19 protein-coding genes are annotated in these 24318 nt (G+C 46.5%); 17 read left to right on the top strand and 2 right to left on the bottom strand.

The genetic code is table 11. From position 1 onward, the window contains the following. The first annotated feature begins 18 nt into the window (after nt 1–18). From AC50YO_RS07945 to AC50YO_RS07890, 12 genes are all read left to right on the top strand, one after another. The gene (locus AC50YO_RS07945) at nt 19–483 is read left to right on the top strand and encodes a DUF420 domain-containing protein (RefSeq protein ID WP_494845612.1); all 465 of its coding nucleotides are present in this window, start codon (nt 19–21) and stop codon (nt 481–483) included. Nucleotides 484–659: 176 nt separating this feature from the next. Then, on the top strand, nt 660–1379 hold the full coding sequence (locus AC50YO_RS07940; protein ID WP_494845609.1) for a hypothetical protein: 720 nt from the start codon (nt 660–662) through the stop codon (nt 1377–1379). A 36-nt stretch (nt 1380–1415) separates the two neighbouring features. Continuing rightward, a complete protein-coding gene (locus AC50YO_RS07935) occupies nt 1416–1805 on the top strand; it encodes a GntR family transcriptional regulator (RefSeq protein WP_494845604.1) in 390 nt (129 codons plus the stop codon). A 24-nt stretch (nt 1806–1829) separates the two neighbouring features. Next, nucleotides 1830–2750: an ABC transporter ATP-binding protein gene (locus AC50YO_RS07930; RefSeq protein WP_494845602.1), complete on the top strand. Its 921-nt coding sequence runs from the start codon at nt 1830–1832 to the stop codon at nt 2748–2750. Nucleotides 2751–2771: 21 nt separating this feature from the next. Next, the gene (locus tag AC50YO_RS07925; protein WP_494845598.1) at nt 2772–3677 is read left to right on the top strand and encodes an ABC transporter ATP-binding protein; all 906 of its coding nucleotides are present in this window, start codon (nt 2772–2774) and stop codon (nt 3675–3677) included. After that, complete coding sequence (locus AC50YO_RS07920) at nt 3670–4971, top strand: ABC transporter permease (RefSeq protein WP_494845593.1); 1302 nt, start codon at nt 3670–3672, stop codon at nt 4969–4971. The genes AC50YO_RS07925 and AC50YO_RS07920 overlap by 8 nt, the downstream gene beginning before the upstream one ends. A gap of 391 nt (nt 4972–5362) precedes the next feature. Next, complete coding sequence (locus AC50YO_RS07915) at nt 5363–5833, top strand: small multi-drug export protein (RefSeq protein ID WP_494845589.1); 471 nt, start codon at nt 5363–5365, stop codon at nt 5831–5833. Between the two features lie 597 nt (nt 5834–6430). After that, nucleotides 6431–6982 carry a DNA-3-methyladenine glycosylase gene (locus tag AC50YO_RS07910; protein ID WP_494845588.1) on the top strand — a complete coding sequence of 184 codons (552 nt, stop codon included), beginning with the start codon at nt 6431–6433 and terminating at the stop codon, nt 6980–6982. A 325-nt stretch (nt 6983–7307) separates the two neighbouring features. After that, a complete protein-coding gene (locus AC50YO_RS07905; protein ID WP_494845583.1) occupies nt 7308–7865 on the top strand; it encodes a hypothetical protein in 558 nt (185 codons plus the stop codon). A gap of 421 nt (nt 7866–8286) precedes the next feature. After that, nucleotides 8287–10071, top strand: coding sequence for a sensor histidine kinase (locus AC50YO_RS07900; RefSeq protein WP_494845580.1), 1785 nt, complete (start codon nt 8287–8289; stop codon nt 10069–10071). Continuing rightward, nucleotides 10046–11680: a response regulator gene (locus AC50YO_RS07895; protein ID WP_494845578.1), complete on the top strand. Its 1635-nt coding sequence runs from the start codon at nt 10046–10048 to the stop codon at nt 11678–11680. The genes AC50YO_RS07900 and AC50YO_RS07895 overlap by 26 nt, the downstream gene beginning before the upstream one ends. Nucleotides 11681–11756: 76 nt before the next feature. Beyond that, nucleotides 11757–13265, top strand: coding sequence for an ABC transporter substrate-binding protein (locus AC50YO_RS07890; protein WP_494845574.1), 1509 nt, complete (start codon nt 11757–11759; stop codon nt 13263–13265). 398 nt (nt 13266–13663) lie between these two features. On the opposite strand, the gene AC50YO_RS07885 is transcribed toward AC50YO_RS07890, so the two are convergent. After that, nucleotides 13664–13879, bottom strand: a complete 216-nt coding sequence (locus AC50YO_RS07885) for a hypothetical protein (RefSeq protein WP_494845572.1) — start codon at nt 13877–13879, stop codon at nt 13664–13666. 501 nt (nt 13880–14380) lie between these two features. Here AC50YO_RS07885 and AC50YO_RS07880 point away from each other — a divergent pair. From AC50YO_RS07880 to AC50YO_RS07860, 5 genes are read left to right on the top strand one after another with little or no spacing between them, the layout of a single operon-like run. After that, a complete protein-coding gene (locus AC50YO_RS07880) occupies nt 14381–15250 on the top strand; it encodes an ABC transporter permease (protein WP_494846419.1) in 870 nt (289 codons plus the stop codon). A 13-nt stretch (nt 15251–15263) separates the two neighbouring features. Beyond that, nucleotides 15264–16148, top strand: coding sequence for a carbohydrate ABC transporter permease (locus tag AC50YO_RS07875; protein ID WP_494845569.1), 885 nt, complete (start codon nt 15264–15266; stop codon nt 16146–16148). Between the two features lie 32 nt (nt 16149–16180). After that, the gene (locus AC50YO_RS07870; protein ID WP_494845567.1) at nt 16181–18721 is read left to right on the top strand and encodes a glycoside hydrolase family 3 N-terminal domain-containing protein; all 2541 of its coding nucleotides are present in this window, start codon (nt 16181–16183) and stop codon (nt 18719–18721) included. A gap of 14 nt (nt 18722–18735) precedes the next feature. Further along, entirely contained in the window at nt 18736–21000 is a 2265-nt protein-coding gene (locus AC50YO_RS07865; protein ID WP_494845564.1) for a glycoside hydrolase family 3 C-terminal domain-containing protein, read from the top strand. A gap of 20 nt (nt 21001–21020) precedes the next feature. Next, nucleotides 21021–22946: a beta-N-acetylhexosaminidase gene (locus tag AC50YO_RS07860; protein ID WP_494845561.1), complete on the top strand. Its 1926-nt coding sequence runs from the start codon at nt 21021–21023 to the stop codon at nt 22944–22946. Nucleotides 22947–23100: 154 nt separating this feature from the next. On the opposite strand, the gene AC50YO_RS07855 is transcribed toward AC50YO_RS07860, so the two are convergent. Continuing rightward, on the bottom strand, nt 23101–24042 hold the full coding sequence (locus tag AC50YO_RS07855; RefSeq protein WP_494845559.1) for a hypothetical protein: 942 nt from the start codon (nt 24040–24042) through the stop codon (nt 23101–23103). Nucleotides 24043–24318: the final 276 nt, after the last annotated feature.

Here is a 24318-nt window from a genome sequence, read left to right as displayed (position 1 = left end):
TTATAGGTGGGATCGACATTGAACTGGTATATGATTTTCCCAACGGTTAGTACAACATTTATCGTTATTAGCGCTATTCTGGTCGCGATTGGCTGGTCACTGGCGATCAAACGGAGACTGGTGGAGCATAAGAAAGTGATGATTGCTGCAGCTATTGCTGCTATCATCTTCTTCATCATCTATTCCTCTCGCACTATTCTAGTAGGAAACACTTCATGGGGCGGACCCGATAGCTTGAAGCCCTTTTATCTGACCTTCTTATTGTTCCATATCACACTTGCGACGGTAGCTGCTGTATTCGGCATCACGACTTTGGTGCTCGGCTTCAAGAGCAAGTATGCCAAGCATCGCAAGTGGGGACGCATTACGTCTATTATTTGGTTTATTACGGCGATTACAGGTACTCTCGTCTACATCATGCTGTACCTCATGTATCCAGGCGGTCATACGAAACCAATGATTGATGCGATATTCGGATTATAAGAGCAGAGAGAATATAGTTAATATAGGAGCATAGTTGATTTATCGGCGGAAGCGGATAAGGCAGCTGTGCTTTTTTATTTTTTGTGGAATATGTTGACATGATTGGAGGGTGTGATTATACTGTGTATAAAGATATATACAGTATAATCACCTCTTGGGTGGAAGGAGATAACTTCGTGAAGCTTTGGCAGGGAGCTTGGCAGATTGCCAAGCATGAATTGAGCAGAGATCGATACGGTCTTATACTTACGATTATATTCTGTTTATACCTTTCGTTCACATCCTCAACGTTGTACGATGATGACGAACAGGCAGCTCGAACAATGTCATGGTTACTGGACTTTCTATTTATTAGCGCATTGCCAAGTCTGGCATTCATCATGACCAAAACTACATTCCGGGTATGGAGAGAGGATTCATATTCAGACAAGCTGGCGTATTGGCGCACGATGCCCATTCCGATTGAACAATTGGTAATCGGCCGCTTTCTTCAACTAATTATCGTGCTGCTACCCATGCTGATCTTGTTTTTCACAGCTCAATATCTAGTGGTCGATCAATTGCAAGAAACGATGAGCCTTGGTGGATTCTTGCTGAATCTGATGTTCTGGCTGTTCTATGCGCTTGGTGTATCCGTTTCTTATGTCTACTGGGAGCTGGGGTATTCCGGAAAAATGTATTCGATGTTCTGCTATCTCTTCCTCCCAATTATTATTCTACTAGTTATGGGGCTGAAGCTGCTTGGAGCAAACATCGTACTTGGTGTAATGAAGGGATCTATAGCTGGGAACTGGCTGTATGTCATTCTTTCGTTAGCATTCTGCTTAGCATCATTATTTGTAGGATATAAGCTCATCGTTCAGCGGCTTCAGAAACGAAGCTTCGCTAACAATTAAGTGTGATATAAATGAAATGGCAAAGAAGGTGAGGCTGTGTGGCTGCCTATACAAATTAACGAGCAAAGTGCCGAACCGCTTTATTATCAGATTGAAGTACAGCTAAGAGCACTTATTGTAAGCGGGCAGCTGGAAGAAGGAATCTTGCTTCCCTCTATACGGGAGCTTGCTCAAATGTTGAAGTGCAGTGTAATAACGGTTCGCCGGGTTTATCAGGACCTGGAGACAGAAGGCTTGCTACGTACAAGGCAAGGAACCGGAACGTATGTCGCTCGCGTCGAACAGCTGCAGATGGACCAATATCGCCTTGAAGCGGTCATTGAGGCATTCGAGACAGGAGTGACTGCAGGCAAGCTGGTACAATGCACAAAAGAAGAGTTAGCTGAGCTTTTCCATGAAGTGCTGGAGAGGAAATATAAAGAATAGCAGCAGGAAGGGGACGGGCTGAAGATGATGATGGAGGATGCGATAGCTGCCCTGCGGCTTGTTGAAGTTAAGATGGAGCGGCCTCAATTTCGACTGGGACCAATCAATTTGGATATCCCCGCAGGATATGTCACCGCAATTGTCGGACCGAATGGATCGGGGAAAAGTACAACCTTCAATCTGCTGCTTGATCTTGTGAAGCCGGATTCGGGGACGATTGATATGCTTGGTCACCGCGTTGGCGAAGGAAAGGACACGGAGGTTAAGCAGAAAATCGGATATTTACCTGAATTATTCAGTATTTTTGACGATGGAATGAAGGCTGCGGATAAGACATCATTCGCGAGACAATGGTATCCCAATTGGGATTTCAACCGCTATCGAGAGCTGCTGCGAATATTCGAGCTCGACGATAGCATCAAGCTGAAGAGCATGTCCAAAGGGATGAGGCGTAAGTACGAGCTTGCTTTGATCTTATCGCATCATCCGGAGCTGCTGCTTCTCGACGAGCCCTCCTCGGGACTTGATCCTCTGGCTTGGCGAACGATGATTGATGTACTCCACAAGTACATGGATAACGGGGATCGGACGATTCTTATGGCCTCTCATATTGTAGAGGAAGTAAAGAGACTTGCTGATTACATTGTGTTCATGGCCTATGGAAGAATTCTTGGGGTGTATGAGAAGGATGAGTTATTCAGCAGCTGGCATTCTTTTTATGTTAGTGGAGATGGGTTAACGAGGGCAAGGGCAGAGGCCATACCTGGTCAATGCAGCATTGAAGATACTGGCGGCGGTAGACTGCGTATTGTAACTAGGCAGGCGATGGCTGCAGAGCAATGGTGTGAGCAGCAGGATATTCACATTATGAGCAGGCAAGCGATGAATTTGGATGATATATTGTCCATTCTGATAGATCAGGAGCGGCTGCGTGCACGTTCTTAAGAAGAGAGAGGGGATAAAGATATGAAACCGTTAATAGTAGAGCAAGTATCGAAGCAATATGGGGATAAGACAGCGGTTAGCAACATCAGCTTCGAGGTTGGCGAAGGAGAAATTTATGGATTGCTAGGCGCGAATGGAGCAGGGAAAACAACGACCATGCGCATGGTGTTGGGCCTGATTTTTCCGGATAACGGTAAAATTCTATACAATGGCCAGCCTTATACGAATGACCAGCTCAGAATGCTGGGCTACTTGCCAGAGGAACGCGGACTGTATCCACGGATTCAGGTAAGCGATCAATTAATCTACCTCGCTCAATTGCGCGGCATGTCCAAGAAGGATGCGGATAAAAGCTTGAAGCGATGGCTGGAACGCTTCGAGATCTCGGAATACTACAATAAGAAGATAGAAGAGCTGTCCAAGGGTAATCAACAAAAGATTCAGTTCGTTGCTTCTGTTATTCATAATCCTCGTATCGTTATATTGGATGAAGCATTCAGCGGATTGGACCCGGTTAATGTCGAGCTGCTGAAATCGACGGTCAAGGAGCTGCGCGATAGCGGAACGACAATGCTGTTCTCTACGCACCGTATGGAGCATGTCGAGGAGCTTTGTCAGAATATTACGATTATGCATCGTTCGAAGCCCGTTCTGCAAGGGAATCTTAAGGACATTAAAGCTCGTTATCCAAGGGAGCGTGTCCTGCTGAGAACAAGTGGGGAAGTCAGCGGCTTGGAGGCTATTAGGGGCGTTACGTCGGTAACTCGCCAGGACAATGGTTATCAGCTTGGCATTCAGAGCGAGAAGGCAGCTGGAGATATTTTACGCCATGCGATCGGTCAGACGGATATTCAGCGCTTCGAGATTATGGAGCCGACATTGAATGAAATCTTTATTAAATTAGTAGGTGGTGACAGTCATGAATAGTTTTTGGACGGTCGTTAGCTTCACGGTTCGCAATAAATTCAAGGCCAAATCCTTCCTCATTACAACATTGATCTTCGCTATTATTCTTAGTATCGGTGTGAACATTCCTTATATCATTACTCTATTCGATAAAGGTGCCGGCAAGGCCATCGAGGTTGGTTACACAGCTAACTCAGAAGAAGAGCTTGTGCAGCAGCTGAAGGTGTATTATGACGCACAGGAAAAGCCGGACATTAAGCTGATCGAATATCCGGATGCTGGATCTGTCGAGAGCAACGAGAAGCAATTGAAGGATAAAGTTGCAGCCGAGGAGATTAAAGGCTACTTTACCTTCGGTGCAGCTACAGAAAGCGGTCTGCCAAGCGTAACTTATAAATCAGAAAAGCTGTTTGACGAGAAAGTAACAGCGTCTTTGCAAGGTGCTCTGTACATGATCAAACAGGATAGAGTATTGAAGGATGCAGGACTGACGGCTGAGCAGAAGGTGATTCTTAATTCACCCGTCGTGATTGATTTCGTTCAAATCGCGGCAGGCGGCGGAGCAGGAAGTGCCGGCAATGGAAAAACGGCAAATGAGCAAGGTGTATCGATGTTCTTGGTCATGGCCATTATGATTCTGCTGTTCTTCGCGATTATGTTCACAGGCAATCTCATTGCTTCGGAAATTACAGCGGAGAAGAGCTCCCGTGTTATGGAGATTCTCGTAACGAGCGTAGCGCCTTTGAAGCAAATGTTCGGGAAAATCTTCGGTATGTTCATCGTCGGCTTATCCCAAATTGTCGTATATGTGATCATTGTTATTATCAATATAAATCTGCCTCATAATAAAGAAGCTTTCCAGTCGTTCGAAATTGACTTGTCGGCGATTGATCCGATGCTTCTGGTATATGCTCTAGTCTTCTACTTAGCCGGATATTTCTTGTATTCGACGCTGTTCGCAGCTGTAGGATCAATTGTGAGCCGGACTGAGGATCTCGGGCAAGCTGTATTGCCGGTTACATTGCTGGCTCTCGCAGGCTTCTACATCGGAAACTTCAGTATTTCGAGTCCAGACAGCACGCTTGTCATCATCTCATCGTTCATTCCGTTCTTCTCCCCATTCGTAATGATGCTTCGCCTTGGTCTTGCGAACCCAGCGATGTGGGAAGTGCTGTTGTCCATCGGAATTCTGTTCGTTACGATCTACATCGCAGGCTGGATCTCGGCGAAGATCTACCGCACAGGCGTACTGATGTACGGCAAGCGCCCAAGCTGGAAAGAGCTGCGCAAAGCGATGAAGGCTTTTAAGGTGTAGGGAATGGTTGGACCTGTGGGCAATACGTACTGTTGTCACACGTTATACATGCGATTGTCACTCACAGTAAAATGAAATGCCACGGAAAACCGTCACCAGAGTAAGTGAAAACGCAGGCGTATCAAGGGTTTGTCAGTTATTGAGGTTCAAAATCTCCGCGATTCGGAAAGTGCTAATTCACAGTGACGCAATCCATGAGCGTTGAATGTAAAATGGCACTTTCCTAAATCGGAATGTAGCTCGCAAAGTATAAATTAAAAAAGTGAATGACTAAGTATGAATTGCGCCCTTAACAATCAAAATTATTGATAGTCGCGTAGATATGCATTCTTATGTACAAAAATTTAATAGTTACAAATTAGAAGAGGATGATGGCAAGTTGGAACAATTTTTGCAGCAGTTGCAAGACTCTAATCCGATATTACAATTCCTTGGGGTTATGCTTGTAGGAATGATCCCCTTTCTCGAAGGATACTTTGCAGTACCTATAGGGATTGCGGTCGGGTTCCCTGCAGTGATGACTATCGTAGCGGCAATCGTCGGAAACTGGATCTCGGTTATGGTTGTTATCCTGGCTAGTGATCGAGTAAGGCAGTGGCTGCAAAGAAGAAAACCGTCTGAACGTAAACAAGAAAAGCACAATAAACGTTTAGAACGTGGGCAGAAGCTATTTCAAAAGTACGGTGTTCCCGGAGTGTCGCTTCTAGGTCCTTTACTGATCGGAGACCATATCGCGGCTTTAGTTTGTATTGCATCGGGTGCATCGAAACGATATGTGATGATTTGGCAAACGATTGCCATAGTCGTATGGGCTGTCGGAATGGGGATTCTGGTGTTGTTAGGCATAAATGCTGTAAAGTAATTCCATTCCCAAGGAAACAGAAGAGAACCCTTGATTCATTGCTAGCATGGATGTATGTAGTAACGAATCCTTCTAGCTAACGGATCATGACAACCTCAACAAAGAGATTGTCTCATAAGTAGGAAAGCACCGAAGAATGATTACAGAACATGCAAAAGAGGCCGATGAGCGATCATCTGCCTCTTTTGCATATTCGCTTCATTAATTTCTGCTGGCGGCTATTCCCATGTCACACCTCCACCTATTAGTTAATTCTATTTTAAAGGTTTTTCCTTAGGGTGTATCCACTATTTAGTTTAATCTCAAGTTAGTTCCGTTAAGGTGAGTCCTATCCTAAGTAACGGCGAAAAAATCATGTCATAGTTGTCAGAATGAATAGTTGTAGCGGCAAGTTGATCAAGATAAACTGGATTAAGGAATGCTTAGAGAGGGTAAAAATGAAGAAAACAGTATTCACTATATAGGTGTCCGAAATGTTGTTTATAACAAGATGTATTCAGGATTACTCGTTTTCCTTAAAATCTGGAATATGTACAGTCCCTATTTTAGGCAACCGAATGAACGTTCGTATAATGGATAACAAGGAGAAAACTAATCATGGATAGAACCTTTCTCGAACAGGATACGCTTGTGGTGGCTGAACAGCTGATTGGCTGCTATCTTGTGAGAAAAACAGAGAATGGAATAATACGTGTACAAATTACTGAGACGGAAGCATACAAGGGTGGTGAAGATCCAGCCAGCCATGCCTATCGAGGAATGACACCCCGCACCCAAGCTATGTTTGGAGAAGTGGGTCATTTGTATGTTTATTTTATTTACGGTATGTATTTCTGCATGAATGTGGTTGCGCATCTGCCTGGAACTGTCGGGGGAGTATTGTTACGTGCCGCTAAACCGATAGAGGGGATCGAACTGATCCGAAATAATCGACCGGTTAAAAGTGATAAAATACTTTTGAATGGTCCCGGAAAGCTAACTCAGGGACTAAACATCAATAAAGATTTTTATGGATATGACCTCATTAATGATCCAGATAATCGTTTTTCTCTGGAGCAGAAGGATCAAGTCCTACAAGTAGAGAAAACACCACGCATCGGTATCTCAGCTGGCAAGGAGCTATTATGGCGATTTGTGGCCGTGGATTAATGTTAAACTAAAGTCCCTTTACCGGCATGAAAATACACCCCCTAATAATTCATCGTAAAGACCAGTAGGTTAATCCAATGTCCATTCTAAGGGATGCCCTTCAGATAGGTATCATGCCTTTGAAGGTTTCTTTTTAATCGGTTTACCCTGTAATGGTCAAGAAGGGTTAAAATGGGTATTTTAATTAAATTGAACAATGCACGAAATCTAGAATATGTAAGGGCGCAACTTGGGATATAAAAATCTTTGAAAACCCCAATCAACTTAAGGATTTTAATGTTTTAATCAGCCTATTGAGAAACGAGTGGGGAATGGAGAATTGAGCATGCATTATTGGCAAGTAAGAAAATACCCTCCTTTGAAAGAAGGGGAAGAGAATAAGCCCAAAACACCTACGTGGACTTCGATAATAGATATAGGGCAGACTTATAATGGGGTAAGCCTCTCGATGAGCGAGTACTTATCTGTTGAGGATAAATATGTTAGGGCAGTAGATATCTATATGAACAGTATTCAAGTTCATGAATTAGAAATTTGCTTAATGAATAAATTACGAGAAGAGCTTTTTACTGAACACATTTTAAAATATCCGAAATGCTATCCTCAAGAGATTGTAGATGCCTATTACTCTTTACAGGATGGGTCTCTCCTTACAGGTAAACAAATCGAATATATCGTTAGATTGGGCATGAGAGAGGATATTGCTTGCCAGCTTAGACATGGCGATAAGTTTTTCTTGAACTTTTCCTACGATTATTACATGGATATTGGTAGCTCCATCATATGTGAGGATGCAATAAGGGAGATAAGGGATCTAGGGCTATTTATGGACTTGTGGGAATGGCCATTTGAAGGGAATGTGTGGGAAACGGAGATAGGGTGAAAAAATAGCTAAGAGTTCTGTTTAAGATTTTATTGAGCCAGTTGACTATATAAATTTATTGTATGTAGGGAAGATATATCAATAAATTTAGGATGAATTAAAGCACACAAGACCGCCGTAACCCGTGGCAGACTTGTGTGCTTTTTGGTTAACAAAGAACTGCGTCGACGATAGGTTTTTTTACTGTCTCATCTCCTTTGTTTACGTAGAGCGTCGACTGCTTTCATCGAATAAATATTTTTATACATTAAGGTTTCATCAACTAAACGATATTTCATAGATAATATCTTCGCTCAATGATGTCATCAAAGTGCAACTGAATAGTCGTCTAAAGGGTGGATTATAATAAGTAGTGGCATTAGGATGAAGGGATGCTATAATATTTTACTCCATCAATACTTAAAAGGGTGTGCGCACATATATGATCAGACATTTAAGCGAAATCCCTTGGAAATCCATTCGGGTCAAGCTGGTGCTTGGCCTTCTGAGCATTACTTTGCCTCTTATCGTGCTATTGATTTACAACAATTATTATAGCGTCAATGTGATTCATAATCAGGTAGCCGTATCGAATAAAACTTTAATTTCTCTTTATATGAAACAAATCGACGACCAACTGTCTGAGGCAGAACGCCATATGATGGGACTTGCGTTCTCGGAATGGAATGTTCAGACAATGGGAGAGCCGAATTCAGATGATGAATATGCGATAGCCAAGAGCAGCGTATCGCGGCGCTTGTCTTCTGATCTGTCGGTTTATCCCTACATCGACGGTTTTTTTGTGTATTCTATTCCCAAACAAGATATGGTAGACGCTTTCAACGGATCTATGAGTTATATTCAGCTGTCAGGAATCCGAAATGCGATGAAGGAAAAAGTCATCATGCTGGCTGATCAGCCGGGCTATAAGAACAATGAGTGGACTGTGGAGCAGATTAATGGTGCGAGCCATCTTGTGAGGCTGTTCCGAAGCGGCGACATTTATATAGGCTCTTGGGTAAAGGTAGAGACATTGTTGAAGCCGTTAAGTGAAATGCAGAATGGCGCTTCAGGAGCGCTTCTGTTCGTGAACGATCTAGGACAGCAGCTGTATAGTACAAGGCCACTTTCTGATCCGCAGTTGGATTTCACAAGAGGGTTCCAGCATTATTATTTATCTGGGACCGGCAAGGATTATCTCATAATTGGAGACTCGTCAGAAAAAGGGGATTTCAGCTTGGCATCGGTTATTCCCAACAAGCAGATCCTTGAGAATCTCCCTTATTTAAACAAAATCTCCACCGTTGTTGTTTTTATAGCGATTCTTATGGTTCCACTAAGCCTATGGTCTCTTCGTCGAGTTCTGCTGCTTCCGCTAAGAAGAATGATGACGGCGATGCGTCGCATTGGAGAAGGGAATTTCAATACGCGTATTGAGACAGAGCCGCTTCCGGATGAGTTCCAACTGGTCAATCGCACCTTTAATCAAATGATTTCTCAAATCGAGGAATTGAAAATCAATGTGTATGAAGAGCAGCTGAACAAGCAAAAGGCGGAGCTGAAGCATCTTCAGCTGCAGATTAACCCTCATTTTTTTATGAACTCCTTTAATATTCTATACAGCCTGGCACAAGTGAAAAATTACGAGCTTATTCAAGAAATGACGCTATGCCTCGTCCATTATTTCCGTTATATGTTCCAGAGCAACAGCTCCTTTGCTTCACTTAAGGATGAGCTGCAGCATGTGAGAAACTATTTGCGCATTCAGGAGCTGCGTTTTCCTTATCAATTAACCTATGAGATTCAGGTTCCTGATTATTTGCAAATGACGCCCGTACCGCCGTTGCTGCTGCAAACCTTTGTGGAGAATACGATCAAGCATGCGGTGAAGATGGGTGAACCGATAACCTTTACAATAGAAGCTTTTCTGGATGATTTGGCAGAGGAGCCAATGGTCAATATCTCGATTCGGGATACGGGAGGGGGCTTCTCAGAGGCTGCTTTGGAAAGCATTCGTCTTGGCAAGCTCTATGTCGATGAGGCAGGCGAGCATATCGGCCTATGGAATGCGCAGGAAAGGCTAAGGCTGCAATATGGGACTGTGGCGACAATGGAATGCTATAATGACGATCCCCAAGGGGCGGTCGTGGAGCTGGTTATTCCATTACATCCACCATTGGAAGGGAAGGAGTGGAGGGACGATGCGGCAGCTGCTGATCGTAGATGACGAGCTTATTGCTGTAGAAGGATTGAGAACAGGTGTCGAGTGGTCTGCAATTGGCATCACCAAGGTATTGACCGCGTATAGTCCCGATCAGGCTAAGGAAATATTCCAACAAGAGCCTATAGATATCATGCTCTGCGACATCGAGATGCCGCAAGGAACGGGACTTCAGCTATTGGAATGGGTGCGCGAGCATTATGCCAAGACAGAGACGATTTTTCTAACTTGTCATGCCGATTTTCATTATGCGAAGCAAGCCATTCAACTGGGCAGCTTAGATTACCTGTTGAAGCCGATTCCTTTCAAAGAGCTAGAAGAGGTGGTTAAGCGGGCGCTTAACAAGCTTGAGCTGGATAGCAGAATCAATGAATTCAGTAACTATGGAAAGTTCTGGGTTCAGCATCAACCGATGCTTGTTGAACGATTCTGGCTGGATATATTGGAGCAATCGATTCCAAGCCATGCACAAGCGATCAAGAAGGTAGCAGAGGAGCGGAATATTCCTTACTCGGAGGAGCTTACTATTCTGCCGATCCTTATTCATATTAGAAGACGGTATAAGGAGATTTCACTGCGTGACGAGAAGGTAATCGAATACGCCATACGCAAATCAGCCGAGGAGCTGCTGCTGGTTGGACCAGAGAATGGGCTAATTGTAACGATAGGAAATGGCTATATCCTTGTTATGATGAATGGGGAATCTCACGTATCCCAAATAAGTGAATTGCGGGAGCGTTGCACACGCTATATTGAAGCTTGCCGCACTTACTTTTATATGGGCGTTTCCTGTTATATCGGAGGCAATGCGAGCGGTCATGAGCTAGCTGCCATGTTCCAGAAGCTATTGAAGCTTGATGCCAATAATGTAGCCTATGATGAGAAAGTATTCGAGCTGCAGGATTTCCAGCCATCACTTGTTCAGTATCTTTTGCCTGATATGGGCGTGTGGGCAGTTCTGCTTGAGGAAGGCGGGAGATCGAAGGTACTAGAAGCTGCAGAAAGCTATATTATGAACCAAGTCCAGTTGAACCAGCTAACGCCTAGTTTGTTGAACCAATTCATTCAGGATTTTCAGCAGATGCTTTACTACGTACTTAAGGTTAAAGGAATTCAGGCTCACCAACTGCTTGGAGACCGGAACTCCATCGCGTTATACGCCATGTCTGCGCGTTCAGTAACGGATGCTCTGGCTTGGATGCACCATAGTATCGATAAGGCGATGGACTTTGTTGCTTCGATTGAGCAATCAGAAAGTGTAGTGGATAAGGCGAAGGCTTATATTAGAAGGCATCTGGCGGAGGAACTATCCCGTGAGAGCATCGCGAGCCACGTCTATTTGAATCCTGATTACTTAACCCGCATATTTAAAAAAGAGACGGGGTTGTCTATTTCCGAATATTTGCTGCAACAGCGACTAGATATTGCCGCAGAGCTTCTGGAGAATACCGATTCTTCGGTGAGTGCTATTGGTGCCAAAATCGGCTATGCGAATTTCTCTCATTTCTCGCGCATGTTCAAGAAGCATAAAAATATGAATCCGCTTGAGTACAGGAACAGTCGACAACAAGCTGCCGCTGCTGAAAGTCGGGAAAGCGGTAACAAGAAGTCGTAATCGGAGCAGATGGGTGCCCCCCGCATCAGTAGAATGGAATTATTAACATCATCAAGATAAAAAGGCGGGGAATGGAATGAAAAACAAGTTGATGGGTGTAGCTACATTGCTCCTCTGCTTCACGCTCGTGCTCTCGGCTTGCGGCGGAGGGAAAGACAAGCAGAATGAAGGAGGCGCAGAATCTCCTGCTAAGGTGGATGAGCTTACGCTCGCTTTCCCTTTTGTCGGAGCTATACCTAAGGATATGCAATTGATTGAAGACGCGATCAATGAGATCGCGGTGGCGAAGATCGGAGCAAAGGTGGATTTTCTTCCGATCAGCGTAAGTGAATGGCAGCAGCAAACCAATCTAATGTTTACTAGCAACGAAAAGCTGGACCTGTTTGTTGTGATGGGAACCTCATACAGCAATATGATTGCCAAAGGACAGCTCCTTCCGCTTGATGCACTTATTAAGGAGCATGGTCAAGGCATTACAGCTGCGCTCGGCGAAGAGTATTTACAAGCGGCTAAGGTAAAAGGAGAAGTCCATGCCGTGCCGACAGTGCGCGACCTCGCAACTAGCTATGGCTTGACGATGCGCAAAGACCTGGTAGAGAAGCACGGCATCGATCTTGCTTCTATTAAGACGCTTGACGATGTGGAGAGCATGTTAAAGACGGTAAAGAATGGAGATAACAATTTCACTCCGCTTATGCCGGGTGCAATCGGGCGCTCGTTCGCAGACGATTATGTATATTTCGATGAACTTAGCGATTCTATCGGCGTTCTTCCGAACTATGACAATGACCTGAAGGTTGTTAACCTGTACGAAACGAAGGAATACGCGGAGCATATTCAAAAAATTCGTCAATGGTACTTGGACGGCTATATTTTGAAGGATGCTGCGACGAATAAGTCATCCCAGTTCGATCTGATTAAGTCGAACAAAGGCTTTGCTTATATGTCCAGGCAGAAGCCAGGCTTTGCAAGCGGAGAAACACAAGCAAGCGGCATCGAAATGGTGACGGCAGAGCTGCTGGCGCCAGTTGCAACAACAGGTACGGTCACCAGCGCAATGTGGGGAATTCCTGTACATTCCGAAGTGCCTGAGAAAGCTATGGCGTTCATGAATCTGATGTTCAGCGACAAGGATATCGTTAATTTGTTTGACTGGGGAATTGAGGGCAAGCATTACGTTAAGGTAGAAGGCACCGACAATGTGATTGCTTACCCAAGCGGGCTTAACTCTACTACAGTAGGCTATAATATGCCGCTGGGCTGGATGTTCGGCAATCAGTTCCTTTCGTATGTTCTGGAAGGCAATGATCCTGACATTTGGGCGAAAACGGATGAATTCAACAAAAGCGCGAAGCGTTCCAAAGCGCTGGGCTTCATGTTCGATATTTCTCCTGTGAAAACGGAATACGCAGCTGTTATGAACGTTATAACGCAATATAAGCTTCCGCTTGAGACGGGTAGCGTTGATCCCGCTAATATTTTACCGGAGTTTATCTCTAAGCTGAAAGCTGCTGGCATCGCTAAAATTATCGGAGAGAAACAGAACCAGCTCGACACATGGGCGAAGGAAAACGGCGTGAAGTAATTATGTAATGCAATCGAATGAATCACGTTAGGGCTGTCTCAAAGGTATTTGAAGACTCCTGAACTGTAAGTGATAAACCATCAAATCCAACGAGTGAAGTGGATTTGATGGTTTTTTTTGTTCTTAGATATAGATCTTGGTGAGTGATATGTACTCACAAATTGATTGCTGGAACTTTTAAACCTGTTGATCGAAAAGTGGATGGTTACAAAGTAGGCTTACGTGCTTGATGATCCTTTAATGATGCATTTTCGTTATTTAGCGAGGCAATTTGCTCTAATTGGCTCATTTTACGAGCTTGTTCGAGGATTAGCGTCGCTAAGGAGTCTATTGGAGAAGCTCGGTTTGCCACTAGTGAACCTAGCTTCATTGTTTTTATTTTCTACCGCTAACTATAGTCAAACAACGAAAAGTGGTTTATCAATTAGCGAATCATCTTCTTTGCTGGAACTACCTAAATGCTCGTTCAACCATTGTTCCTCTAATGAGCCATTTTCTCTGTTTAGCGAGGCAATTTGCTCTAATTGAATCACTTTAAGAGCTTGTTGGAGGATTAGCGCCGCTAAGGAGTCTATTGGAGAAGCCCGGTTTTCCACTAGTGAACCTAGCTTCATTGTTTTTATTTTCTACCGCTAAATGTTGTCAAACAACGAAAAGTGGTTCACCAATTAGCGAATCATCTTCTTTGCTAGAATAAAAGATACTCTTTTACCTTTCTAAGTGAAAGCGAGCCTAGAGGTCGGGTTGCGTTCGATAGACATCATTTTCTAATGAAGGAGGCAATGAACCAAAAGTCAGAAATGAAAGTACGAGGATGCCCTTCTACTACCGCCATTTCTTTTTTTGGTGTTTCGTTAAGTGAGCTGCCGATTCAAGCAAGCAGACCCTTCTGAGACAGCCCTTCGTCCATAGCAATAATTCCGCCTTTGCCCTGATGAAGGAAAGTCGGAAAAATGCAAGCTGGTGGTCGTCTGAGCGGCAGAGGCTGATTTGTATTTTGTATAGGATTAGAAGTGTAATCGGCAACAAGCCGCAAGGAGGGGAAAACAACAGTGTCCACGCTAAAACAACGCAACAAATGGAGAGGCTTTCGAAGATATATCCCGCTGTATGCCATGATGCTGCCTGGCCTGATTTATTTGGCCATTAACAACTACATGCCGATGTTTGGCCTGTCCATCGCTTTTAAGGATATCAACTATGCCAAAGGCATCTGGGATAGCGACTGGGTAGGACTGAAAAATTTTGAATACCTGTTCAAGACAAGCGATGCCTTTCTCATCACAAAAAACACGCTGTTGTACAATACGGCCTTCATTATTCTGGGGCTGATCGTATCGGTCTCGATCGCAATTTTGCTCAATGAGCTGAAGAATAAACTTGCTCAGCGATTTTATCAAAGCGTTATTATTTTGCCGTTCCTCATTTCAATCATTCTGGTCAGCTACCTTGTGTATGCGATGCTCAGCATCGATACGGGCTTTGTTAATAAGACGCTGTTGCCTGCGCTTGGACTTGATCCAATCTCCTGGTACAGCGAGCCGAAATATTGGCCATACATTCTGACGCTGGTCCATATTTGGAAGGGAGCTGGCTACTCCTGTATCGTGTATCTGGCGGCTATTATCAGCATTGATAAAGAGTATTATGAGGCTGCTGAGCTGGATGGCGCTTCAAAATGGATGCAGATTCGAAAAATTACGCTGCCTATGATTACGCCAATTATTACGATGCTGACGCTTCTTGGCATAGGTCGAATCTTCTATTCGGATTTCGGCTTGTTCTATCAGGTGCCTATGAATTCAGGAGCGCTCTTCTCTACCACTAATGTCATTGATACCTATGTGTTCCGCGGCTTAATGCAGCTGGGAGACATCGGCATGTCCTCCGCAGCAGGCTTCTACCAATCGCTCGTAGGCTTTGTTCTTGTCCTGCTATCCAATTATATTGTCCGCAAAATCAATAAAGAAAACGCATTGTTCTAAGGAGGGAATCAGAATGTCGAAATCATACCGGGGCTGGCAATGGACGGCACATCTCGTGCTGGGATTGTTCTCTCTTGCTTGTATATTGCCGTTCGTGCTGCTAATTATGGCATCTATAACGGATGAGAAGCTTATCGTGACGGAAGGTTATACGTTTTTTCCGTCCGGCTTCAGCTTTAGTGCTTATAAATATCTCTGGGAGCAATCCGAGCTGATCTTTCACGCTTACGGCATCACGATTCTAGTTACCGTCGTGGGCACGGCGGCAAGCTTAATCATGACTTCTATGCTGGCCTATCCGTTATCCCGTAAAGATTTGCCGGGAGGCATGGTGCTTGCTTTTATCGTATTTTTCACGCTGCTATTCAATGGCGGGCTGGTCCCGACATATATGGTATATACTCAAATCTTCGAGCTGAAAAATACGCTGTTCGCGCTGCTTATTCCTTGGCTGCTCATGAACGGCTTCAACGTCCTCCTCATGCGAGCCTTCTTCAGTAGTACCGTTCCGACCGCTGTGCTGGAATCTGCCAGTATAGACGGCGCAGGCGAATTCAAGATTTACTACAGCATCGTCCTGCAGCTATCGCTTCCGATTATGGCGACAGTGGGGATGTTCCAAGGGCTCGCCTACTGGAATGATTGGAATAATGGTCTTATTTTCGTGACGGAGCCTGATCTATTCAGCTTGCAGAACGTACTGAATCGGATCATGAACGATATTCAATTCCTTGCAAACAACAGCAATATGAATGCCGGCAATGCGGCGGCACATCTTCCAAGCGAGACATTCAGGATGGCGATCGCTGTTATCGGAGTGCTGCCCATATTGGCAGCGTATCCGTTCTTCCAAAAATATTTTGTCAAAGGACTCACTATCGGCGCTGTGAAGGGTTAGTTGGCAAGCACTAGAAAAGGAGTGATAGAACTATGATCGGCTTGTGGCATGCGTTTATCGAAACACCGCGTATGAAAATGAAGGTGCAATTCAAAATTGGGCGGACGGCAAGGTACACGCTTGATATGGTGACGGAGCCGTTGTCTCTGCCTATACAGTTAACGAAGGTGGAGTGGGATGGCAGCTGTCTGCACGGAGCGGGCAAAGCATTCTGGAATCCAGCGGAAGAGGTCGTCGTTCAGCTGTCATTCAAGGAGGAGTCCTTCTCGGGTGATTTGTATATTCCGAATTTCGGGAATATGCAGCTGCAAGGAGCCAAGGGAAGAGGAGCTGCACTCTCGGCTGAGCTGGAGACGATAGCAGCGCCTTATCGGAAGAGTAACGTCAAGGAACGGTCTGATGAGGAGATTCATGAAGCGGTGGAGGAACTGCTCTCGCGAATGTCTCTAGCCGATAAGATCGGACAGATGTTCCAGGTTCCAGCATCCAACTTCTCATTCGGCAGCGCAGTGGATTCTGATCCGCCAGAGAAGCTGATTGCGGAAGGCAGGTCAGGCTCCGTTCTGGGCGCCTTTGATATCAGTCGCGTGTTCGAGCTGCAGCGGATCGCTGTCGAGCAATCGCCGTATGGCATTCCGCTTTTGTTCAATGCGGATATTATCCACGGCGCACAGACCATTTTTCCGGTGCCGCTGGCTTGGTCTTGCAGCTGGGATCTGCCGGCAATCAAAGAAGCCTGCGCAATAGCTGCGAAGGAAGCAAGCGCTTCGGGCACGGTGTACAACCATGGACCGATGATTGATATCGGCCGTGATCCTCGCTGGGGACGTATAGTTGAAGGGGCTGGAGAAGATCCGTATCTAGGCTCCCTCATTGCGAAGGCGCAGGTGGAAGGCTTCCAAGGCGACTCGTTGATGCATCCAGAGACAATTGTTGCTTGCTTGAAGCATTTTATCGGTTACGGGGCAGCAGAGGGTGGCAGAGACTACAACACGGTTGACTTGTCGGAAGCCCTTATGCGCAATGTCTATTTGCCGCCGTTTCAAGCAGGGATTGAAGCTGGAGCGGGCTCGGTTATGAATGCCTTTAATATTTACCAAGGGGTGCCTGTGGCAGCGAGCAAGGCTCTGCTTAAGGATCTGCTTCGCGATGAGCTGGGCTTTGATGGCGTCCTTATCTCCGACTATGGGTCAGTAGAGGAGATCGTCCAGCACGGATATGCCAAGGATGTGAAGGAGGCCGCTAAGCTGGCAGCTAATGCGACCATGGATATCGAGATGGCTACCCGCTCCTATGAGCATTTGCTGGAGCTGGTGCAGGAGGGCTCAGTGGCAGAAGAAGTAATTGAAGCTGCTGCTCGCCGTATTCTGCATCTAAAATATAAGCTCGGATTAATGGATGATCCGTTCCGGTACATCCGGCCCGAGAAGGAGCAGGAATACCACTTCCATAAGGAGCATCTGCAAGCGAGCCTAGATTTAGCTCGCAAGTCAATCGTGCTGTTGAAGAACGATGGCGTGCTTCCACTCTTTAAGGAGGGTGCTAAGATCGCGCTGATAGGTCCGTTCGCAGATAGCAAGGATCTGCTGGGACCATGGCAGTTCTCCAAGTATGGGCATGAGACGGTTACGCTTTATGAGGGCTTGCGGGACAAAGGCATCCCGGAGGAGCGGTTACTCTATGCGCAAGGGTGCGGAGTGAACGAGGCCATCGACGGCGGAGTGGAGGAAGCGATGGCTCAAGCCGCTCAGGCTGATCTGGTTATTCTTGCACTGGGCGAGAGCAGCGATATGTCCGGCGAGGCGGCATCCCGGTTAAGCATTCATCTTCCAGAGGCTCAACTGCGGCTTGCAGAAGCAGCAGTTGCAATTGGCAAGCCCGTTATTCTTGTCCTTACGAATGGGCGGCCGCTGGTGCTCGATTGGTTCCATAACCATGTTAACGCCATAGTAGAAACCTGGTTCCTAGGCTCTCAAGCTGGTCATGCTATCGCCGATGTCCTAATGGGTGACTATAATCCGTCAGGCAAGCTAACGATGAGCTTCCCGGCACATGAGGGACAGATTCCGGTCTATTACAATCATTTTCATACAGGAAGACCGCTGACAGCAGCAAATCAAACTAACAAATTCATCTCCAAATATATAGATGGTCCGAATGAGCCGCTGTATCCTTTCGGCTATGGGCTTAGTTATACCCGTTTTGAGTATTCGAGCTTGAAGACAGATCGCAGCGTAATTATAGATGAAGAGAAGCTTTGTATATCGGTAACCGTTACGAATGCAGGAAAGGCTGCGGGGGAAGAAACGGTACAGCTGTATATTCAAGACCGTTATGGCAGCATCGTGCGTCCGGTCAAGGAGCTCAAGGGCTTCCGCAAGCTATGGCTTGAGCCTGGGCAAAGCCAGGAAATCCTTTTTGAAATAGGGAAGCGGGATTTGATGTTCTGGTCGCCAGTAGGCGGTTACTCTGCGGAGCCAGGTGATTTTGTAGCTTATGTCGGAAGAAACAGCCGTGATGTTACCTTGGCAGAGTTTGAATGGATAAGCACGGAAGTAGAGACGAGCCTATGAAGGAGGAATCAGCAATGAACAAGCAACGGGATTTAGAAGCAATAGTCGCAGCAATGACGCTCGAAGAGAAAGCAGCATTATGCTCTGGACTTGATACTTGGCATTTGAAAGGAATCGAGAGGCTAGGCATTCCATCCATTATGGTTACGGACGGACCGCATGGCTTGCGTAAGCAGCGGGCATCGGCCGATCATTTGGGCTTGTTCGACAGTGTGCCTTCCACTTGTTTTCCTTCGGCGGCAGGCGTCGCAAGCTCTTGGAACCGCGAACTGATCGAGCGGATGGGGCAGGCGCTCGGCAAGGAATGCCAAGCGGAGAATGTAGCCGTCCTGCTGGGGCCTGGGGCGAATATTAAGCGTTCTCCGCTATGCGGCAGAAATTTCGAATATTTCTCCGAGGACCCTTACCTCTCCTCAGAGATGGCAGCTCATCACATTATTGGGGTACAGAGCGAAGGCGTCGGGACGTCACTCAAGCATTTTGCAGCGAATAATCAGGAGCATCGCCGCATGACCTCTGACTCGATTATAGACGAGCGGTCACTAAGGGAAATCTATTTGGCCAGCTTTGAAGGTGCGGTGAAGAAGGCACAGCCATGGACAGTTATGTGCTCTTATAACAAAGTAAACGGAGAATATGCTGCTGAGAACGAAATACTGCTGACGGACATTTTGAAGGATGAATGGGGCCATGAAGGCTTCGTGGTGTCAGACTGGGGCGCGGTAAACGACCGGGCAAAGGGCTTGGCTGCTGGTCTGGAGCTGGAGATGCCATCGAGCTATGGCGAAGGAGATAGGGCGATCCTTGCTGCGATCAAGGACGGGACGCTGCTGGAGGAGAAGCTGGATGCGGCTGCTCTGCGACTGCTTGCGGTTATTTTCAAAGCCGTAGACGGACGTAAGCCAGACGCCTCCTTTGACCCGGAGGAGCATCATGCGTTAGCTCGCGAGGTTGCGAGGGAGAGTATGGTGCTTTTGAAAAATGAGGAGGGCATTTTGCCATTGAAGCGAAGCGGCAAGATTGCGGTTGTCGGTGCGCTGGCAAAGGAACCTCGTTATCAAGGAAGCGGCAGTTCGCAAATTAAGCCGACACGTCTTGAAGATATTAGCGAGGAGCTGGCGAAGGCGGCAGGTGCGGGAGCGGAGATTTCTTACGCACAAGGTTATGTGCTGGATAGTGATGAAGACCATGCTGAGCTTATTCGGGAAGCTGCTGACTGTGCTAGAGAAGCGGATGTTGTCATTCTATTCGCAGGCTTGCCTAAGCGCTATGAGTCGGAGGGCTTCGACCGCAAGCATCTGAAGATGCCGAATAATCAATCTGCTCTTATTGAGGCGCTGGCAGCCGTGCAGCCTAATCTCGTTGTTGTGCTGAGTAATGGAGCGCCTATCGAGATGCCTTGGTTGAACAGCGCAAAGGCTGTACTGGAAGCGTATCTAGGCGGGCAAGCGCTTGGAGGCGCGATTGCCGATCTGCTGTTCGGAGACGAGAGTCCATCGGGCAAGCTCGCGGAGACGTTCCCGTTGCAGCTCAGCGATAACCCATCCTATCTGTTCTTCCCTGGTGAAGGAGACAAAGTGGAATATCGGGAAGGGTTGTTCGTAGGTTACCGCTATTACGATAAGAAAAAATTGCAGCCGCTGTTTCCTTTCGGATACGGCCTTAGCTATTCAACCTTCGAGTATTCCGATTTGACGGTCGATAAGCAACAATTGAAGGAATCGGAAACGCTTAATGTGACCGTCAAGGTCCGCAATACTGGAAGCTGCAAGGGTAAGGAAATCGTACAGCTTTACGTGCGAGATGCGGAGAGCAGCGTGATTCGTCCCGAGAAAGAATTGAAGGGATTCGACAAGGTGGAGCTTGCTTCGGGTGAAGCGAAGACGGTAGCGTTCCTGTTAGATAAGCGAAGCTTTGCCTATTACGATGTGGATATCTGCGATTGGATGGTAGAGTCGGGATCATTCGAGATTATGATCGGAAAGTCATCGCAGGATATTGTTTTGTCCGAGGAAGTTATCGTTACGTCCACCTATATTCGCGAGCGAATTTTTCACCGCAATTCAACGGTAGCAGATCTTATGCAGACGGAAAAAGGAGCGGCGTTTGTGGAGCAGTTTAGCAGCTCGCTTCCCTTTGCCGGTTCGATTAACGAGGAGCATGCCGAAATGCTGAAGGCGTTCTTGGCACAAATGCCGCTGCGCGGACTGCTCTCCTTTAGCGGGGGCAAGTTTACGGAAGAGAGTCTCGCACAGGTTATTAAGCAGTTAAATAGTTAAGCGCATAGGAGGTATGACCATTGCCAAATTCATTTCGATTGTATCCGCAGCCGCGTATTCTGGAGCGTCTCGGTGGAAGCTCTGTATTGTCATCCAAATTCGCTGTCGAATTCATGGGGCCGGAGGCTGAACGAGCCTCCTCTGGCTTGCAAATCAAAGAGCGGCTGGAAGCGGCTGCTTCACACCATTCTACGCTGCCTCCTACCTCCTTGCAGATCAGCCATGATTCGGGACTGCATCCGCAAGGCTATGCCATCGAATGGAACGGTGCAGCCGTTACTATCACATTCAGCGAAGCGGCAGGACTGTATTATGCAATCGTGACCATTGCGCAGCTGATTGCACGCGAAGGGCTGGAATGGGAGCATTTCCGAATCGAGGATGAGCCGGATTTTCCGGTTCGCGGCGTTATGCTTGATATCGGACGCAATAAAATACCGAAGGTAGAGACGATTCTGGAGCTGATCGATCGCTTGTCTGAAGTGAAGATTAACCATCTTCAGCTCTATATGGAGGGCTTTTGCTTCGATTATACCGCCTACAAAGAATCGTTCCCTGATGCGACGCCGATCAGCGCAGCAGAATTACGGGAGCTGGACGCTTATGCAAAGGCCAGATTCATCGATCTGGTGCCGAACCAGAACTGTCTTGGGCATATGGGGCCTTGGTTAGCCAAGCCAGAATTTATTGAGCTTGCAGAGCATCCTAATGGACAGCCGACACCGATCCAATTCAACCTGCCGCCGACGACCTTGAATCCGACGGATGAACGGTCGATCGAGCTGGTGAAGACGATGTTCGATGAGCTGCTGCCGAATTTCACATCTGATTATGTCAATATCAACATGGACGAGCCTTTTGGATTGGGAACGGGACAGAGCAAGGAGCGAGCAGATGAAATCGGCTTAGGCAGACTGTATTTGGACTATGCAGAGCAAGTTTTTGCTATCGTTCATAATCACGGGAAGCGCGTATTGATGTGGGGGGATATCCTAACGAAGCATGAGGAAATTATTCCGGACCTGCCGAAGGACGTCACCATTCTGGATTGGAACTATGAGGGTCATATTTCGTTTGAGGCTCACTGCAAGCTGCTTCGGGACAATGGCTTATCCTTTTACGTGTGCCCAGGTACAAGCTCTTGGTCAGCGATTACGGGAAGAACGGATAATATGCTCGCTAATATCGCAGATGCTGCCAAGAACGGTAAGGCTTATGGCGCGGGCGGCCTTATTGTAACGGATTGGGGAGACTCTGGGCATTGGCAGCCTATGGTGATGAGCTATCCAGGCTATGTCTATGCTGCTGGCGCAAGTTGGAATGTTGAAGCTAATATGGAGAATATGGACCAGATGGAGCATTACGTATCGGAATGTCTCTTGCGCGACAGAGGAGGCGCTATTGGCAAGCTGTTGCTGGAGCTGGGGCGTTATTACCATCTGGAGAACAGCACGCTGGAGAACATGACATACACAAGCTATCTGCTTAATCGCGGGTTGTCTACGAGAGAGATGCTGGAGACGGATACGGCCATGCTGGTGAAGCTGCTAGTGGAGATTGGAGGCAGCGGAACGCCGTTCAAGTTGGACTATCGCTATCAAGAGATGCAAGAATGGCTGAAGGAGCGGGAGGAAGAGCTAAGCCGGGTAAGCCTTGATCATCCTGAGGCTGACCTTATTGTAAGCGAGCTAGCGAATGCGATTCGTCTTATTGCTCACGGCTCTGACTTGCACAGATATATTTTCCGAATCGACATGCCGGATGCCGAAGCAGAGATTGCCTGGCTGAAAAGGATTAAGGCTGAGCTTACAGCAATCATTGAACAATTCAATAGGCTGTGGCTGTCTCGGAACAGGCCAGGGGGATTAGCAATGAGCAACAAAAAATTATACGTGCTTCTGGAGCAATACGAGCAGCGGCTGGACGAGCTGGCAGCACAAAGCTAATGCTGGGCTGATTGCTACAAATGCCAAAAGGCAGGGACTAGACGAATTTAACCCTCTTATTTCTCTTTCTTATAACTAGAAAAAGGTATTCCCTCACCGTTCAATCGGCAGGGGAATACCTTTTTCTAATTGCCCTCATAAAAATGATAGTCTGCTAGCCTCGCTCTTTGCCTACTGACTGAAAGTCCTCATCCCATTTGTACTTCTCATTATAAATACTCATAACCTCATCATATAAGGTGGACTGCGGACTATCCTGAATGATTCGATACAGGCGCAGAAAACGGTCTTTGGGGAGCTTGCGCGCATAGCGCAGCACCAAGTAGGGATACATCGTAATGTATCGCTTCATTCTAACGGCTGCACCCGCGACACTGATTAGAATGCTCTCGCCATGCTCCATCCGCAAAATTTGCACCTCATATTGCAAAATATAACGGAACGTATTTTCCTTCAGCAGGTCCCGCCTGATCTTCGCGATCTCGCCAATATATTCGACAAGATCGGGATTGAAATGATCCAGCAGCAGCGGATCGACCATCAGATCCATATCCTTGCGCAGGATGAAGGATTGGAGCAATAGAATCTGCTCAACCTTGAGCTGATCGGTTCGGACGAGAGCACCGACCTCGCGAAGCATCTCATAGGCAAGCGGCTTATCACCGTTATGAAATACTTCTATCGCCGCCTCACGGTCATTAATTAGCCCTGCAATTAGGCCTCGAGCCTCATCCAGAAATAATTTTTCGAGCTGATAGAGCAAAAGTGCAGGGGTCGAGCGTCTCTGGATCGTCCATAATAGAGAAAGTATGAGCACACCCGAGGCACTCATTACAATCGTCTGCAGCATCGAGCCGCTCATAACTAGTCCGGCGACTGTAAGTAACACGACGAAGAGTCGTGTTCTCCACATAGATCGTTGAAGCATAGAGGCAGCCCGAGCCTCTGCGTCTTGCAGGGCAGCTTTGCCGCATACGGGACATTCTTCTTCGCCGAGTACGGTGAAGTGCTTGCAGCGGCGGCATATTTTAAGTTTATTATAAGGATAGCGTGATTTAATATAAGGATTAAGCAATACAGGCAGCTTCTTCATCATTCGTGATCACGCTGCCGACCTTTAATGATGGATAACACGAGCTTGCTCAGCTGCTCGGGAGAAGGGGCTCGTCTCCGGCGCGAACGGTAGCTAAGGGCCTTGATCGCTGCAAAAAGAAACAATAACCCTAGACAGACGTATGTAACCATATGCGGTTCCTTTCTTAACAGTAAAAGTGATTTATGGAAATCTATCAGGTATACTTATTTTATAGTATATCATCATTGCAGGACCAATGACTAACAGTGACTATTGGACTAATGCGGTAAAACCGTC

Source organism: Paenibacillus sp. J22P59 (assembly GCF_059383895.1).
Note: the sequence above shows the minus strand (reverse complement) of the source record. Positions and strands in the feature narration are given on the sequence as shown.

Coding starts and splice junctions, on each gene's coding strand:
- AC50YO_RS07930 (WP_494845602.1), top strand. CDS start 1,830: ATGATGATGGAGGATGCGATAGCTGCCCTGCGGCTTGTTGAAGTTAAG.
- AC50YO_RS07925 (WP_494845598.1), top strand. CDS start 2,772: ATGAAACCGTTAATAGTAGAGCAAGTATCGAAGCAATATGGGGATAAG.
- AC50YO_RS07920 (WP_494845593.1), top strand. CDS start 3,670: ATGAATAGTTTTTGGACGGTCGTTAGCTTCACGGTTCGCAATAAATTC.
- AC50YO_RS07910 (WP_494845588.1), top strand. CDS start 6,431: ATGGATAGAACCTTTCTCGAACAGGATACGCTTGTGGTGGCTGAACAG.
- AC50YO_RS07905 (WP_494845583.1), top strand. CDS start 7,308: ATGCATTATTGGCAAGTAAGAAAATACCCTCCTTTGAAAGAAGGGGAA.
- AC50YO_RS07900 (WP_494845580.1), top strand. CDS start 8,287: ATGATCAGACATTTAAGCGAAATCCCTTGGAAATCCATTCGGGTCAAG.
- AC50YO_RS07895 (WP_494845578.1), top strand. CDS start 10,046: ATGCGGCAGCTGCTGATCGTAGATGACGAGCTTATTGCTGTAGAAGGA.
- AC50YO_RS07890 (WP_494845574.1), top strand. CDS start 11,757: ATGAAAAACAAGTTGATGGGTGTAGCTACATTGCTCCTCTGCTTCACG.
- AC50YO_RS07885 (WP_494845572.1), bottom strand. CDS start 13,879: ATGAAGCTAGGTTCACTAGTGGAAAACCGGGCTTCTCCAATAGACTCC.
- AC50YO_RS07880 (WP_494846419.1), top strand. CDS start 14,381: ATGATGCTGCCTGGCCTGATTTATTTGGCCATTAACAACTACATGCCG.
- AC50YO_RS07875 (WP_494845569.1), top strand. CDS start 15,264: ATGTCGAAATCATACCGGGGCTGGCAATGGACGGCACATCTCGTGCTG.
- AC50YO_RS07870 (WP_494845567.1), top strand. CDS start 16,181: ATGATCGGCTTGTGGCATGCGTTTATCGAAACACCGCGTATGAAAATG.
- AC50YO_RS07865 (WP_494845564.1), top strand. CDS start 18,736: ATGAACAAGCAACGGGATTTAGAAGCAATAGTCGCAGCAATGACGCTC.
- AC50YO_RS07855 (WP_494845559.1), bottom strand. CDS start 24,042: ATGATGAAGAAGCTGCCTGTATTGCTTAATCCTTATATTAAATCACGC.